Source organism: Campylobacter sp. CNRCH_2015_0338h (genome assembly GCF_025772785.1).
GTDB lineage: Bacteria > Campylobacterota > Campylobacteria > Campylobacterales > Campylobacteraceae > Campylobacter_D.
In genome coordinates this window covers 49,006-62,582 of record NZ_JAKMST010000001.1, presented here as the reverse complement: position 1 = coordinate 62,582, position 13,577 = coordinate 49,006, and the positions used below count along the sequence as shown (strand labels likewise).

Annotated in this window: 15 protein-coding genes; 5 read left to right on the top strand and 10 right to left on the bottom strand. The window is 31.0% G+C overall.

Going from position 1 to position 13,577, the window contains the following annotated elements; genetic code table 11:
• Positions 1-7: 7 nt before the first annotated feature.
• Genes flhG through aroQ form a run of 5 tightly spaced genes read right to left on the bottom strand, consistent with a single transcriptional unit; the run spans position 8 to position 4,234 of the window.
• Positions 8-871: a flagella biosynthesis ATPase FlhG gene (gene flhG / locus L8X30_RS00355; RefSeq protein WP_133319628.1), complete on the bottom strand. Its 864-nt coding sequence runs from the start codon at positions 869-871 to the stop codon at positions 8-10.
• Positions 864-2,246, bottom strand: coding sequence for a flagellar biosynthesis protein FlhF (flhF, locus tag L8X30_RS00350; RefSeq protein WP_263678427.1), 1,383 nt, complete (start codon positions 2,244-2,246; stop codon positions 864-866). Before flhF ends, flhG begins: the two co-directional genes overlap by 8 nt.
• Before the next feature lie 8 nt (positions 2,247-2,254).
• Positions 2,255-2,728 carry a 2-amino-4-hydroxy-6-hydroxymethyldihydropteridine diphosphokinase gene (gene folK / locus L8X30_RS00345; protein WP_257941879.1) on the bottom strand — a complete coding sequence of 158 codons (474 nt, stop codon included), beginning with the start codon at positions 2,726-2,728 and terminating at the stop codon, positions 2,255-2,257.
• Between the two features lies 1 nt (position 2,729).
• A complete protein-coding gene (locus L8X30_RS00340; RefSeq protein ID WP_263678426.1) occupies positions 2,730-3,755 on the bottom strand; it encodes a M24 family metallopeptidase in 1,026 nt (341 codons plus the stop codon).
• On the bottom strand, positions 3,752-4,234 hold the full coding sequence (aroQ, locus tag L8X30_RS00335; RefSeq protein WP_039625266.1) for a type II 3-dehydroquinate dehydratase: 483 nt from the start codon (positions 4,232-4,234) through the stop codon (positions 3,752-3,754). The genes L8X30_RS00340 and aroQ overlap by 4 nt, the downstream gene beginning before the upstream one ends.
• Before the next feature lie 88 nt (positions 4,235-4,322).
• Here aroQ and L8X30_RS00330 point away from each other — a divergent pair, with 88 nt between their 5' ends.
• Together L8X30_RS00330 and sppA are read left to right on the top strand one after the other, a co-directional pair.
• A complete protein-coding gene (locus L8X30_RS00330; protein ID WP_263678425.1) occupies positions 4,323-5,546 on the top strand; it encodes a metal-dependent hydrolase in 1,224 nt (407 codons plus the stop codon).
• Positions 5,534-6,427 (top strand): signal peptide peptidase SppA, encoded by an 894-nt coding sequence (gene sppA / locus L8X30_RS00325; protein WP_263678424.1) that lies wholly within the window; start codon positions 5,534-5,536, stop codon positions 6,425-6,427. Before L8X30_RS00330 ends, sppA begins: the two co-directional genes overlap by 13 nt.
• Here the strand turns inward: sppA and ribD are convergent.
• Positions 6,424-7,416: a bifunctional diaminohydroxyphosphoribosylaminopyrimidine deaminase/5-amino-6-(5-phosphoribosylamino)uracil reductase RibD gene (gene ribD / locus L8X30_RS00320; protein ID WP_263678422.1), complete on the bottom strand. Its 993-nt coding sequence runs from the start codon at positions 7,414-7,416 to the stop codon at positions 6,424-6,426. The two genes, sppA and ribD, sit on opposite strands and share 4 nt — an antisense overlap.
• Positions 7,417-7,525: 109 nt before the next feature.
• Here ribD and L8X30_RS07900 point away from each other — a divergent pair, with 109 nt between their 5' ends.
• From L8X30_RS07900 to L8X30_RS07890, 3 genes are all read left to right on the top strand, one after another.
• A complete protein-coding gene (locus L8X30_RS07900; RefSeq protein ID WP_318529740.1) occupies positions 7,526-8,014 on the top strand; it encodes a hypothetical protein in 489 nt (162 codons plus the stop codon).
• A gap of 46 nt (positions 8,015-8,060) precedes the next feature.
• Complete coding sequence (locus L8X30_RS07895) at positions 8,061-8,990, top strand: motility associated factor glycosyltransferase family protein (protein ID WP_318529739.1); 930 nt, start codon at positions 8,061-8,063, stop codon at positions 8,988-8,990.
• A gap of 161 nt (positions 8,991-9,151) precedes the next feature.
• Positions 9,152-9,445 (top strand): hypothetical protein, encoded by a 294-nt coding sequence (locus L8X30_RS07890; protein ID WP_318529738.1) that lies wholly within the window; start codon positions 9,152-9,154, stop codon positions 9,443-9,445.
• 472 nt (positions 9,446-9,917) lie between these two features.
• On the opposite strand, the gene rimP is transcribed toward L8X30_RS07890, so the two are convergent.
• From rimP to L8X30_RS00295, 4 genes are read right to left on the bottom strand one after another with little or no spacing between them, the layout of a single operon-like run.
• On the bottom strand, positions 9,918-10,340 hold the full coding sequence (rimP, locus tag L8X30_RS00310) for a ribosome maturation factor RimP (protein ID WP_263678420.1): 423 nt from the start codon (positions 10,338-10,340) through the stop codon (positions 9,918-9,920).
• The gene (gene rbfA / locus L8X30_RS00305; RefSeq protein ID WP_039617407.1) at positions 10,330-10,692 is read right to left on the bottom strand and encodes a 30S ribosome-binding factor RbfA; all 363 of its coding nucleotides are present in this window, start codon (positions 10,690-10,692) and stop codon (positions 10,330-10,332) included. Before rbfA ends, rimP begins: the two co-directional genes overlap by 11 nt.
• Positions 10,689-13,307, bottom strand: coding sequence for a translation initiation factor IF-2 (gene infB / locus L8X30_RS00300; RefSeq protein ID WP_263678419.1), 2,619 nt, complete (start codon positions 13,305-13,307; stop codon positions 10,689-10,691). Before infB ends, rbfA begins: the two co-directional genes overlap by 4 nt.
• A complete protein-coding gene (locus tag L8X30_RS00295) occupies positions 13,288-13,554 on the bottom strand; it encodes a DUF448 domain-containing protein (RefSeq protein ID WP_263678418.1) in 267 nt (88 codons plus the stop codon). The genes infB and L8X30_RS00295 overlap by 20 nt, the downstream gene beginning before the upstream one ends.
• Positions 13,555-13,577: the final 23 nt, after the last annotated feature.

Here is a 13,577-nt window from a genome sequence, read left to right as displayed (position 1 = left end):
CCTCAATCTAAAAACGATCCAAAAGCTTTTTGAAAAAACTCATAATGCTTTTATCTCCCACATTATTAAGCACTTTTTGTTCCAACCTATACAAAAGCTTAGAAGCTATGGCTTTGAGCTCATCACTTGCATTAGTGTCATCATCACTAAATAAAGTTCTTTTTTTAATACTAGAACTAATATCTTTACTTTGACCTAAAAATCCTAAAAATTCTAAATTTAAATTATGCTTAATGTTAATATCTGCTACTTTTTTAATATTATCAAAAATTCTCAAAGCCTCATTTTCATTCCTAACTACATTAAATACCATTAATAAATTTTCTTTAGTTTTTGAAGTGGTTTTTATAGTAGCATAAGCATCGGTAATCGCAGCAGGATCAGGCACAGTGATGACAATAACCTCATCAGACATTTCTAAGAAATTTCCTATATTGCCACCTATACCTGCTCCTGTATCAATGATTAAAAAGTCTAAATCATCTAAAATGCTTGTTTGATTTAAAAATCTCTCGTAAATATTTTTATCATTATATTTTAAAATTTCATCGCCACTTTCACCCGGGATAAGCCATAAATTTGGTTTTACTTCTATTAAAATATCTTCTAGCGAGCATTCACCCTTTAAAACATGTAAAAGGTTTTTTTCCACACGCACATTTAAAATCACATCTAAATTTGCAAGCCCAATATCTGCATCAAAAAGCCCTACTTTATAACCATTTTTAGCTAGGATGTTGCCCAAATTTGCACTAAAAGTACTTTTTCCAACCCCACCTTTACCGCTAGTAACTGCGATAAAATGAGTATGTTTTACATTTGAGTTTTCATTTTTTACTAGATCTTTTAATTTTTCTGCTTGATTACTCATTTTTATCCCTTCTAAAACCTTCTAACACACAACGCACTAAAAAGTCACTATTAGCCACTTCTATATCATCAGGCACTTCTTGACCTATGGAAAAAAAGCTCATCGGAGTGCTAGTTTCATAAAGTAAAGAAAATACATTTCCAAATACTTTTGTTTCATCAAATTTGGTAATGATTAAAGTGTCTATATTTAAAAATGAAAAATTATTATAAGTTTCTAATAAATCTTCATATTTTGTATTTGCTGAAAGTACCAAATTTACATCAATTTGCGCATTAGAATGCGATAAAAATTCTTTTGTTTTTTCAAGTTTTGCTTTATCATACTGTGAATTTCCGGTTGTATCTACTAAAATAACCTCACAAGTATTTAAACTTCTAATCGCATCATCTAAGTCATTTGGCTCTATACTATCAATAATAGGAAGTTTCATCATCTTAGCATATTGGAAAAGTTGCTCTACTGCGCCTATTCTATAAGTATCAAGAGTTATAATACCGGTTTTATAGCGTCTATCTCCATAAGCATAGCGAAAAGCAAGTTTAGCTAAAGTAGTAGTTTTACCCACTCCTGTTGGGCCTACTAACATCATGATTTTTTGTTTTTTAATTTCACTTTCTAAACGACATGGAAGCATATTACGCAAAAGTGAGTAAAAATATCTTTGCACTGCTTCTTGATTTGCTTTCATAGTGCTTGGCATATTTTCAATAGTCGCTTTCATAATCGCTTCTAAATGCGCTTCTTGCATGCCACTTGCCTTAGCTTGCTTATAAATACTTGCAAACTCAGGTGGTATAGCTAATTCTTTGCGTAAATCTGCCTTATCATCCCACATCATATCCACAAGCAAATTCATTTTATCATTAAGCTTATTCATTTGCTTTTCAAAGGCTTCAATTTTTTTATCATAATTTGGATTTGGCATAGAAAAATCTTGATAGTTTGAAACCTTGCTAATTTCTGAACTAACCTGAGAAAGTTTATTTTTTAAATTTAAAAAATTATCATCTTTTTTGCTTGTATTTAAATAAGGATTAATAGGTTTTTGCTTAACTTTTGAAGAAAAATCAAGCACTACATCTTCTTCTTTTTTTTCATCTTCAAGTTTTGGAGCTTGAATTTTAGCCTCAGGAAAACTTGCTGTATTTGGTTTTTTCTTTGGTGGCATAGGTAAATTATTTTGTTTTAAATGCTCTTCATAATCAGCTTCTTCAATCGCTACTATAACCTCATACAAAGGCTTTTGATTGATGGTTTTTGGACGAATTTGCTTATTAGTTACTATCAAAGCTTTATCGCCATAATCTTGCTTAACCTTAGGTATAATCTCATCTGTGCTTTCAACTGTAAAAGTATGAATCAATTGTCCCATATTTTTCCTTATCTTAACAAGCCCAAAGGCAAAGTTACGCTAATTCTATCATTTACCCCCACATGAGGCACTGTGCAATACTCATCTTTACGCGCTTTTTTTGAAAAATACAACAAATCCAAATCAAGCGTTCTAGGAGCATTTTTAAAAGTTCTTTTTCTTTTGAATTTAAACTCATAAAAAAACAAAACTTTTAAAAGTGCTCTTGCGTGCAAACTTGTACTTACAACCATCACTGCATTAGTAAAGTCTTTTTGCTCTTCAAATCCAAAAGCTTTATTAATCAAAAATGGCGATGTTTGCAATACTTGCAAACGTTTATCTTGCATTAAAAGCCTAAATAAACTCCGAAAGCGTTTTTTTTCATCTTCTATATTGCTTCCAAGTCCTATAATGGCTATGTATTTTCCTTTTTTAACTGCCTTTGAATAAAAAGGAAAAAAACGAATTTTTTCTAACCTTCTAGCTCCTTTAATCAGCAAATTATAACACCACTGCCTTTTCTTTATCAAGATAGACCATGTCTTCTATTCTAATACCAAGTTTATCTTTGATATAAATTCCAGGTTCAATGGTAAATACCATACCTTCTTTTAGCTCATAATCACTTCTTGGACTAATATTTGGCAACTCATGTATATCAAGCCCCACTCCATGTCCTAAACTATGAATAAATTCTTTTTCAAAACCTGCGTTTTTAATCACTTCTCTTGCGATAAAATCAAGCTCACTTGATCTCATACCAACGCGTGCTTTTTCTATGGCTTGAAGCTGAGCTTGTTTAACCACTTCATAAATTTGCATAATTTCTTTGTCTTTAAAATTTGGCTTATTTTTATCAAAAACTATGCCATTTTCATCAAAACAAGCCGTTCTTGTGCGATCAGAACAATACCTTTGATAAACTACACCCGCATCAACTAATAACAAATCTCCATATTCTAAACATTTATCACTAGGTAAAGCGTGTGCTTTAGCCGCATTTTCATTAATAGCTACAATAGGTGAAAAAGAAAGTCCTAAAGCACCTTTTTTTTGAAAAATTTCACATGCTTTAAAATGCAATTCTTTTTCACTTTTTCCATAACCTTCTTGGCTGATAAAATTAGCAAATTCTTCAAAACATTCTTTACCAAAATTTACAGCCTTTTGCAAAAGTTGCAATTCTTTAGCGTTTTTTATAATGCGTTTGTTTTTACTCAAGTCTAATTTCTCTTCAAAAACGATATTTGCACTTTTACTAAGTTCTTTAAATTCAAAATAGCTAAAGTCTTTTGGGTCAAAACTCACCCTATCAATTTCTGCTTTTTCTAAAAGCTCTCTAGCACTAGCAAAAAGATCTTGTGCTAAAACTACCTTAGCATTTTTTATCATTTCGCTAGCTTCAAAGCTATATCTTGCATCAGTGATGAAAAATGCTTCATCTTCAAGTTTTAAAAACAAAGCATTATCGCAAGAATAGCCACACTCATAAAAAAGTGCATTTTCGTTTTTTAAGATAAAATTCATTGATTTGCTTGTTGTGCTTTTGCTTGAGCTGCTTTATATGCATTGATTTGATCAAAAATTTGGAAAAGTCCCATTAAAGCCATATGATAACCAAAAGGACCAAAACCTACCACACTACCTGCACAAACTGGTGCTATCATGCTTTTTTGTCTGAATTCTTCTCTTCTATAAGTATTGCTAATATGCACTTCAATCACAGGCATATTAATCGCTGCAATCGCATCGCGGATTGCTATAGAAGTGTGTGCATAAGCAGCTGCGTTAATAATCACTCCATCTACACTACCTAAGCATTCTTGAATTTTATCAACTAACTCACCTTCAAAATTACTTTGAAAAAATTCAATCTCTACATTAGCTTGTTTTGCAGCTTGTTTCATTTGCTCATGGATATCTTCCATTTTCATATTGCCATAAATATGAGTTTCTCTCACACCAAGCATATTGATGTTTGGTCCTTGTATCACCATAACTTTCATAATCTAACCTTTATTTAGTAAAATTTACTATATTATAGCATTTTAAAGCTAAATTTTAGCTACAATTTCCCTTTTTAAAGGAGGTAAAATGTTTATAATAGCACCTAAAATCATCTTAACTTGCGATGATAATTTTAATATTTTAGAAGACAAAGCAGTTCTTTTTGATGATAATATTTTAGAAATTGATAGCTTAGAAAATTTACAAAAATCCCATCCACAAGCTAAGCTTATACCAACTCCAAAAGATACCTTACTTTTACCTGCTTTTATCAATCCACACACGCATTTAGAATTTAGTGCAAATAATGGAAATTTAGTCTTTGGAGACTTTTTAAAATGGCTTGATAGCGTTTTTAATAACCGCGAGCAATTAAACGAAAAAGCCAAAGAAAAATTAATCTCACAAAATATCCATAAAATGCTAAAAAGTGGCACTGCTACCATAGGAGAAATTTCAAGCTTTGGGAGTGATTTAAGCCCTTGTGTCAATTCACAAGCTAGAGTGGTATTTTTTAATGAAATTTTAGGTTCAAATGCAAATTTTATCCAAGCTAAAAAAGAGGAATTTTTAACTCGTTATGAAAAAAGCATGCGTTTTAAAACTTCTAAATTTATCCCTGCTATTTCAGTGCATGCGCCCTACTCAACCCACCCAGAACTTGCCAAATTTGCTATAAAACTTGCTAGAGAAAATAATCATTTACTAAGTACGCATTTTCTTGAAAGCAATCATGAAAACAACTGGCTAAGGTTAAAAAAAGGTGGATTTAAAAAGAGCTTGGCTAAATTTAGCAAAAATCCTATGCCATTTTACACCCCACAAAGCTTTTTAGAGCTTTTTAAAGACCAAAGAACTTTATTTACACATTGTGTGTATTTTAAAGAATGGAATTTACTAGATAAAAATTTACACTCGATCACGCATTGTGCTTTTTCAAACAGACTTTTGAGTAAAAACACTTTTAAATTAAAATCTGCTTTAAAAAATGGTGTTAATATCCACCTAGGAACTGATGGTTTAAGTTCAAATACCTCTTTAAGTATGCTTGATGAAATGAGAGCAAATTTACTTATACATGATGATTTAGAGTTAGAAAATTTTGCTAAAATATTGCTTTTAATGGCAACAAACAAAGCCGCAAAAGCTTTAAATTTAAACCTAGGCCAAATTCAAAAAGGTAAAATAGCTGATTTTAGTCTTTTTGCTTTGCCATATAGCACAAATTTAAAGCAACTTCCTTTGCAGTTTATCTTACAAAGCAAAGAAGTGTTAAAACTTTTTATAGAAGGGAAAGAATGCAAATTATAAAATCATTTTTTAAAGGAATTGGAAAAATCATCTCTTATATCAACACTTATTTTAAAACCTTTGTGTTTTTGTTTATCGTATTTTTGATCCTTACTCCAAGCGGGGATAATGCCAAGCTTTCTAATGCAAACTTAGCGCAAATTAATCTTAAAGGTGAAATTAGCGATGCGAGCAATCTTTTAGAACAAATTTACAAAGTCAAAGATGATAAAGCTATAAAAGGGGTTTTGCTTTTTATAGATAGCCCTGGTGGAGCTTTTGCGCCAAGTATGGAAATAGCCTTAGCCATACAAGATCTTAAAGCTAAAAAGCCTGTGATAGTCTATGCAGGTGGAACTATAGCAAGTGGAAGCTACTTAAGTGCAGTGGGAGCTGATATGATCATCGCTAATCCTGCTAGCTTTGTAGGATCTATTGGGGTAATCATGCAAGGCTTTGAAGTAAGTGAGCTTGCACAAAAACTTGGTATAAATGAGCAAACTATCAAAGCAGGAAGCTATAAAGAAGCAGGAACTTTTATGCGTAAATGGAGTGAAGATGAAAAAGACTTTTTACAAAATTTAGCTAATCAAAGCTATGAACTTTTCACGCAATTTGTCGCTAAAAATCGCAAATTAGACTTAAATCAAACAAACTCATGGGCTGATGCAAAAGTGTTTTTAGCTAATGAGGCTTTAAAATTAAAACTCATTGATAAAATAGGCAATTATGAGCAAGCCAAAAAAGAGCTAGAAAAACTAGCTAAAGTACAAAACCCTATCTGGCAAAAAGAAGATGCCATAGATAAGTTTTTAAAACGATTAGAAGAGCAAAGTGCTGGCTTTTTTGCTAACACTTTAGCACGATTTTTCACACAAGTAAGCTCACAAAAAATTTATTAAGATTTAATAATCTCATAAAATCCATAAGTATCATTTTCTAAAAAGCCTTTGTATAAAGGCTTTAGCTTTAAATCTAACTTAACATTTTCAAAGGTATTTAAATTTGAGCTTGAAAAAATCAAAAGCATATCTAACTCATCTTTAAAGGCTTTTAAAAAGTTCTCCCCACCCTCATACATGATAAACTTGGCTTCACTAGGAATACTTGTAAAAATTTCTCTTTTGGGCACGCTAAATAAAGGAATGTTTGGATCAAAACTTTCTAAATTTTGATGGCTTAGTATGCATAAATTTGGTGCTTTAGCTTGAACTAATCTTGCATCTAAAATAGGCCTATCATGCCTTATAGTTTCTCCGCCCACTACAAGCAAATCAAGCTTTGAACGTAATGCATGAGCATAGGTTCTACTTGCTTTAGAACTTACGATTTTACCATAAGCAGAGCCATTTAAAGAAAGGGCTAGTTTAAAAAATTTAAAACTTGACTTTTGCCATTTTAAAAAAGGCTTTAAAGGCTCTTTGGCTCTTTGCTCGCAAATTCCCATGTGAACTTTTACGCCTTGATTTTTTAAAAACTCTGCTCCACCGCTTGCGAGCTTATGCTCATCTTTAGTAGCGATAAAAACTTCGCTAAAACCAAGCGTGCTAAAAAGTTTCGCACAAGGTGGGGTTTTACCCTGATGATTGCAAGGTTCTAAACTCACATAAGCACTAGCGCCTTTTAGCAAGCCTTGATGATTTTGACAAATAAACTCATGCAAATCATTTGCATTTTGTGGTAAATCTAAATTTAGATTAAGTGCTTTTAAGGCTTTACTCACTGCTTCAAGTTCTGCATGAGCCTTGCCTGCTTCTTTGTGTGCTTCTATGCTTAAAATTTTGCCATTTTTATCTAAGATCACACAGCCTACGGCTGGATTGGGGTAGGTTAAAAGCTGATATTTCCAAGCTTCATCTATGGCTAAATTCATATAAAATTCGTGATTCATACTACCTTCTATCGTTTTACTTTTAAAAATATAGCAAAATATATTAACCACTTATCAATAATTTAAAATTTAAGTATAATAAAATCATGAACATTTTAAAGGATAAAAAATGAATTTATTTTTATTTAATAAAAATCTAGAAGCCTTAAATAATAAAATATTAAAAGAAAAATTAGAAAATTTTAAACCTCAAAAATTCCAAATTCTACAAGGAAAAGATTCTCTAGATATTAATTTTATACACCATGGGAAAGAGTGTACGCTATATAGTAATACTCTTAGTGAGTTAAATGAAAAACTAAACTTATATAATGATAAATATCTTTTATATCCTGTGCTTTATTTTTATGGTTTTGGAAATGGAATTTTATATAAAGCCCTTTTACAAAACAAATATAGACAAAAAATAGTTATTTTTGAAAAAGAAATAGAATTTATTTATCTAAGTTTTCAATGTATAGATTTTAGTGAAGAATTAAAAGATCGCCGATTAGTTATTTTAGATATAGAATCAATTGATATTAACACATATAACAACATCTGTTCAAATAGTCCTTTTTTCAACTTTACGTGTTTATTTTTTAGATATTCATTGTGATTATTATGAAAGATACCAAGAAGATATTATAAAAACGAATCAAAATATGCAAATACATATAAAACAAGCTATATTAGCAAAAGGAACCGACTCTCAAGATGCTCTCAAGGGTATAGAAAATTTTATTTACAACCTTCCGGATATTATTTCAAATTTTTCATTCAAAGAATTAATGCTTAAAAGAAAAGGTGGTTCCAAACACGCTATTGTAGTTTCAACAGGCCCTTCTTTAATTAAACAACTTCCTTTACTTAAAAAATATGCAGACAAAGCAACTATTTTTTGTGCTGATAGTGCTTATCCTATACTAGCAAAACATGACATAAAACCTGATTATGTTTTATCTGTAGAAAGAATTAAAGAAACTAGTGAATTTTTTAATAATGATTTTGGAGAATTTGATCAAGATATAATTTTTATTTTATCAAGTGTCACACATCTTAACACGGTCAAATATTTAAAACAAAATCATCGTAAATTTATATTTATCCAAAGAATGCTACCTTTGGATAAATATTTTCACTTAAAGCAATTTGAATACTCAACGGGATGCCCCAGTGTTGCAAATATGGCTTATTTTTTAGCACTAAAACTAGAATATAAAAATATCTTTTTAGTAGGACAGGATCTAGCTTATGGCAGTGATGGATCTTCACATCCAGAAGAATATCACTACGGAAAATATGATACCTATAATCCTCAAGAAATCCATTACAACTTAAAAATATTAGCTTATGGTGGCAAAAACCTTATTCCAACAACAAATACATGGATTATGTTTAAAACCGAATTGGAGAAAAAAATATTATATGCAAAAAATTTTCTTAATATAACGACATATAACTGCACCGAAGGTGGAGCTAGAATAAAGGAAACTATAGAAAAACCTTTTAAGGAAGTTTGTCAAAAAATTCTTGAAAAAGAACCAAAAAAATATTTTACCAAACTTGAAAATCTAACCTTAATAAACAAATAGAACTTATGTTAAAGTCGTTTTACAAAGTTCATAAAGCTATAAAAATATGCAATATTTTAGAAAAAGAATGCACTCTCACTTTTAATACTTTGTATTTTTTAAGCAATGATGAGAAAAATTTTAATAATATTATAAACCAATTAGATATCTTCAAAGAAAAAATGCACAAAGTATTAATATTACGTTCTATTGCAGATTCTTTAAATGCTCAATTTGAACTCAATCTTGCTAGAATTTATATATTTAATCCAAAAACAAAAGAAGAGGCTTTCAATAAAAACCATCTTTGGATTAAAGAACACTTAGAATGGATACTCACAATAAATAGCCATATAAAAGTATTAAAAAATACTTTGAAAAAAAATATTATAAATATAGAAAATGAATTAAAAAATATGCATCTTCAAAAGTATATTTTAAAAATAGAAAAAACTAGATTACACTATCAATTTTAATACAAAAATAAAAATGCAAAAACTGCACTTTTATTTTCTCTAATTTTTGTTCTTACTCACTAAGAAATAAATACTTGCCAGTCTTAAATTTTTTGTAGAAAAAACAAAGACATTATTTTGCTTTAGGAAAGGATAAAATTCACACACTAAGAAAACAAATTCAATAATCAAAGCATCTTAAAAATTTTAAAACTAAGACATATATCTCATAATTTAAAAAATCAAATTTACTAAATATTTGTAAGGCTTTAATATATTAATTGTACTTTTTACTTTTTTCCAAAAATATCCTAAAAATTTTCATTTGAATTTTCTATTTGTGCTTGTATTTTATTTTCATTTAAAAAGTGAAATTCAACAATATTCATACTATTTCCCTTTAATCTGCAAATATAAAATTTTTATAGCTTTTTGTTTTTATGTTTAAATTCAATTATACAAAAGATGAGTAAAAATTTAGATTTCTAAATTTTTACCATTGTATGAAGGTTTTAGCTTTTCTTATATCGCTAAATTTTATAGTAGTTTTTTCTTGAGTTTCTAAATTTTCTAAAGTGATATTTTCATCATCTACGGCTATGATTTTTGCTTCGATTTTTTCTTTTTCACTAGTTGTGATTTTTACAAGCTCATTAATGCTTTTTGCAAAATGCTCGATTTTGCTAAGTTTTCTTTCAAGTCCACAGCTTGATACTTCTAAAAAATACTCCCCACTCACAGGTGGCTCTACATCAAAAATAGGCGATAAAATCTCACTAAGTCTAGCACAATCATCAAGATTTACCCCACCTTCTTTTTGCACATAAATTCTATAAATCTTTCTACCATTTTCACTGACTAGTTCATCATCATAAAAGCCAAGTCCTGCTTCTTTACAAAGTGCTTCAAGATTCATTTTGTTCCTTTTTGATTTTTTCAAATAAAGCATCCATATGGTTTTGATACTCTAATCTATCATCAAATTTAAAGTGAAAATTCGGACATCTATACCACCCTTGCTCGCTCATGCAGTAATTTTGCAAAGCACGGGCAGCTTTTTTAAGCTGATTGAGTATGATTTCTTGCTCTTGGGTATTAAAAAACATTTTATCTAAATACACAAAAGCATCATATCTGCCTTTTTTACACTCTACATCCACTACGCACAAATTTTTTAAAGCTTCGTTGTCTAAATTTGCTAAAGCTTCTGGTATAAGTTCTTTTAAAATGCTTTCTGTGCGTAGCTTTTTGATTTCAGCTGGATTCATAGGCTTACTTGTTCCTCAACTTCTTTGTAACTTTCTATATAATCGCCCACTCTCATATCATTACAACCTTCTATGCCTACACCGCATTCATAGCCTTTTGCAACTTCTCTTACATCATCTTTAAAGCGTTTAAGTGAGCTTACATTACCTTCAAATACCACAACTCCATCTCTAATGAGCCTGATTTTAGCACCACGATTGATCGTGCCTTCTGTCACCATACAACCTGCGATTTGTCCTAGTTTTGGTACATTGATCACTTGACGAATTTCAGCTTGACCAAGTTGTTCTTCAGAGATGATAGGACTCATCATACCGCCTAATAAGGCTTTTACATCATCAAGCAAATTGTAAATAACATTATAAGTTTTTATCTCTACGCCTTTATCTTTAGCACGTTCTTTGATCTCACCAGTTGGGCGTATATTAAAGCCTAAAACGATAGAGTTTTCACTAGCACTTGCAAGCTCTATATCACTTTGAGTAATTCCACCTACCCCACTATGGATGATATTAACCTTAATCTCATCGTTTTTGAGTTTTTCTAAACTAGCCTTAATCGCTTCAAGTGAACCTTGCACATCTGCTTTTAAAATCACAGGAAGGGCTTTTAAATTACCTTCTTTGATTTTAGCACCAAGTTCATCTATGCTTACTTTAGTGGATTTGCTTAGTTCTTTTTGGCGGTTGTATTCATGGCGTTTATTAGCATATTCTCTTGCTTGTTTATCGCTATCTACAGCTATTAGCGTTTCTCCTGCATCAGCTACTTCACTAAGACCTATGATCACCCCGCACTCACCTGGACCTATTTCTTTTAAAGCTTTGCCTTGATCATCACTCATAGCACGCACTTTACCATAAGCTTCCCCTGCTACAACAGTATTTCCTACTCTTAAAGTACCATTTTGCACGATGATAGTAGCCACAGGGCCTCTACCTTTTTGAACCGAAGATTCTATAATACTTGCTTTAGCGTGGGCTTTTGGATTTGCTTTAAGCTCTAAAATATCAGCTTGTAATAATACAATTTCAAGTAAATCCTCTATACCATCACCCTTTTTAGCTGAAACTGGCACAAACTCATGGCTTCCGCCCCATTCTACTGGCATGATGTCCATTTCTGCTAGCTGGGTTTTTACCATGTCAGGATTTGCGTTTTCTTTATCCATTTTATTAATAGCGATGATGATAGGCACATTAGCTGCTTTTGCATGATTAATCGCTTCTTTAGTTTGTGGTTTTACCCCATCATCTGCAGCTACTACGATAATAACAATATCCGTTATACTAGCTCCCCTTGCACGCATAGCAGTAAATGCCTCATGGCCTGGAGTATCGATAAAAGTGATTTTTCTACCATTTTTTTCCACCATGTAAGCACCAACATGCTGAGTGATCCCGCCTGCCTCGCCACTTGCAATGCGTGATTTTCTTATATAATCAAGCAAAGAAGTCTTACCATGATCCACATGCCCCATGATAGTGATAACCGGGGCTCTTTGGCTTAAATTCTCTTCTGTTTGATTTTCATCATAATCTTTTACATAATCAAACTCATCAGCTTCATCAATGATATTAATCTCCACGCCAAATTCAGCTGCAAGAATTTCTATAGCATCCTCATCTAAAAAGTCATTTTTAGTCGTCATCATACCAAGCATAAAAAGTTTAGAGATAACTTCTCCGGTGTTTTTACCAAGTTTTTCAGCAAATTCATACACACGAATTTCTTTAGGTATACTTACACTTGTGATCGCTTCGCTTTCTTTTTTTTCTACCTTTTTAGGTGGTTTTTTACGACTTCTTCTTTGTATACCACCCTCGCCAAATGGATTGATAGAATTATTTAAAGATTGTTTTAAAATATTGGGTTGTTTTTTATTTGCTGGTTGTGCTGGTTTGTTTTCTTTTACACTAAAATCAGGTAAAACCACCATATCATCATCTTCTAAAGAAATATCAGCAAAGTCTTTATCTCCCAAAAGATCCATTTTAGTAGTGCTTTCTTTTTTGCTTGCTACAGGATGATTTTTCTTTTCTTTTTTCTTTCTTTTTAAATTCTCATCTGAATTTGAAAAAATCATGCTAAAGCTTAAACCTTGAGTAGCTTGTGTACTAACTTTTTCTTCTTTGTTTATTTGAGTTTCTTTGCTTTCTTCTTTTTTCTTTTTAACGATGACCAAGCCTCTTCTTTTGGCTAAATTTAAATTAGAACCTAGCTTTTCATCAAGTTTAATTTCTTCTTTTTTTTCTTCTAATGCTTCATTTTTTATAGGATTTTCAGGTTGTTTTTCTTCTTTTTTTATTTCATCTTTTTTTTCACTTACTGCTTTAGTAGGGCTTTTACCTTCTTTTTTAGTAGTAGTTTTTTTCTCTTCTTTTTTAGTAGTTTTTTTTGCTGCACTTTCTTTTTTAGGTTTGGCTACTTTTTTTACCACATCTAGTATTTCACCGGATTGAACGTATTGATAAATCGCCTCTGCAATTTCAGAAGATACTTTTTTGTTAGGGGATTTGATATCTTCTAAGCCCATTTCATTGGCTTTTTCTATAATTTCTTTACTTGTATATCCTAACTCTTGAGCGATCTCGCTAATCTTTACATCTGCCATTAAAAAATATCTCCTTTAAATCCTGCTGATTTATATTACCATGAAAATTGCCTTTGCAAGCTCTCATAAAAGCCCTTTGCAATGTTTTTTCATCTTTATCAAAACATGAATTACAAATATACAAACTCCTACCAAATTCCACTTTAGTGATAATTTGAGAATTTTTTATTTGAAATTGTTGCAAACTTTGCTTTTCATAACGACCTTTGCAAACAATGCACATTCTAATGGGTATATGATTTTTCAAAATTATATCTTTTTTTTGGAATT

Bases quoted from the DNA above. Each gene is read 5' to 3' on its own strand.
- L8X30_RS00340 (WP_263678426.1), bottom strand. From the start codon at position 3,755: ATGAATTTTATCTTAAAAAACGAAAATGCACTTTTTTATGAGTGTGGC.
- L8X30_RS07900 (WP_318529740.1), top strand. From the start codon at position 7,526: ATGAATTTATTTTTATTTAATAAAAATCTAGAAGCCTTAAATAATAAA.
- rimP (WP_263678420.1), bottom strand. From the start codon at position 10,340: ATGAATCTTGAAGCACTTTGTAAAGAAGCAGGACTTGGCTTTTATGAT.
- flhG (WP_133319628.1), bottom strand. From the start codon at position 871: ATGAGTAATCAAGCAGAAAAATTAAAAGATCTAGTAAAAAATGAAAAC.
- L8X30_RS07890 (WP_318529738.1), top strand. From the start codon at position 9,152: ATGCACAAAGTATTAATATTACGTTCTATTGCAGATTCTTTAAATGCT.
- L8X30_RS00330 (WP_263678425.1), top strand. From the start codon at position 4,323: ATGTTTATAATAGCACCTAAAATCATCTTAACTTGCGATGATAATTTT.
- L8X30_RS07895 (WP_318529739.1), top strand. From the start codon at position 8,061: ATGCAAATACATATAAAACAAGCTATATTAGCAAAAGGAACCGACTCT.
- ribD (WP_263678422.1), bottom strand. From the start codon at position 7,416: ATGAATCACGAATTTTATATGAATTTAGCCATAGATGAAGCTTGGAAA.
- aroQ (WP_039625266.1), bottom strand. From the start codon at position 4,234: ATGAAAGTTATGGTGATACAAGGACCAAACATCAATATGCTTGGTGTG.
- sppA (WP_263678424.1), top strand. From the start codon at position 5,534: ATGCAAATTATAAAATCATTTTTTAAAGGAATTGGAAAAATCATCTCT.
- infB (WP_263678419.1), bottom strand. From the start codon at position 13,307: ATGGCAGATGTAAAGATTAGCGAGATCGCTCAAGAGTTAGGATATACA.
- flhF (WP_263678427.1), bottom strand. From the start codon at position 2,246: ATGGGACAATTGATTCATACTTTTACAGTTGAAAGCACAGATGAGATT.
- rbfA (WP_039617407.1), bottom strand. From the start codon at position 10,692: ATGAATCCAGCTGAAATCAAAAAGCTACGCACAGAAAGCATTTTAAAA.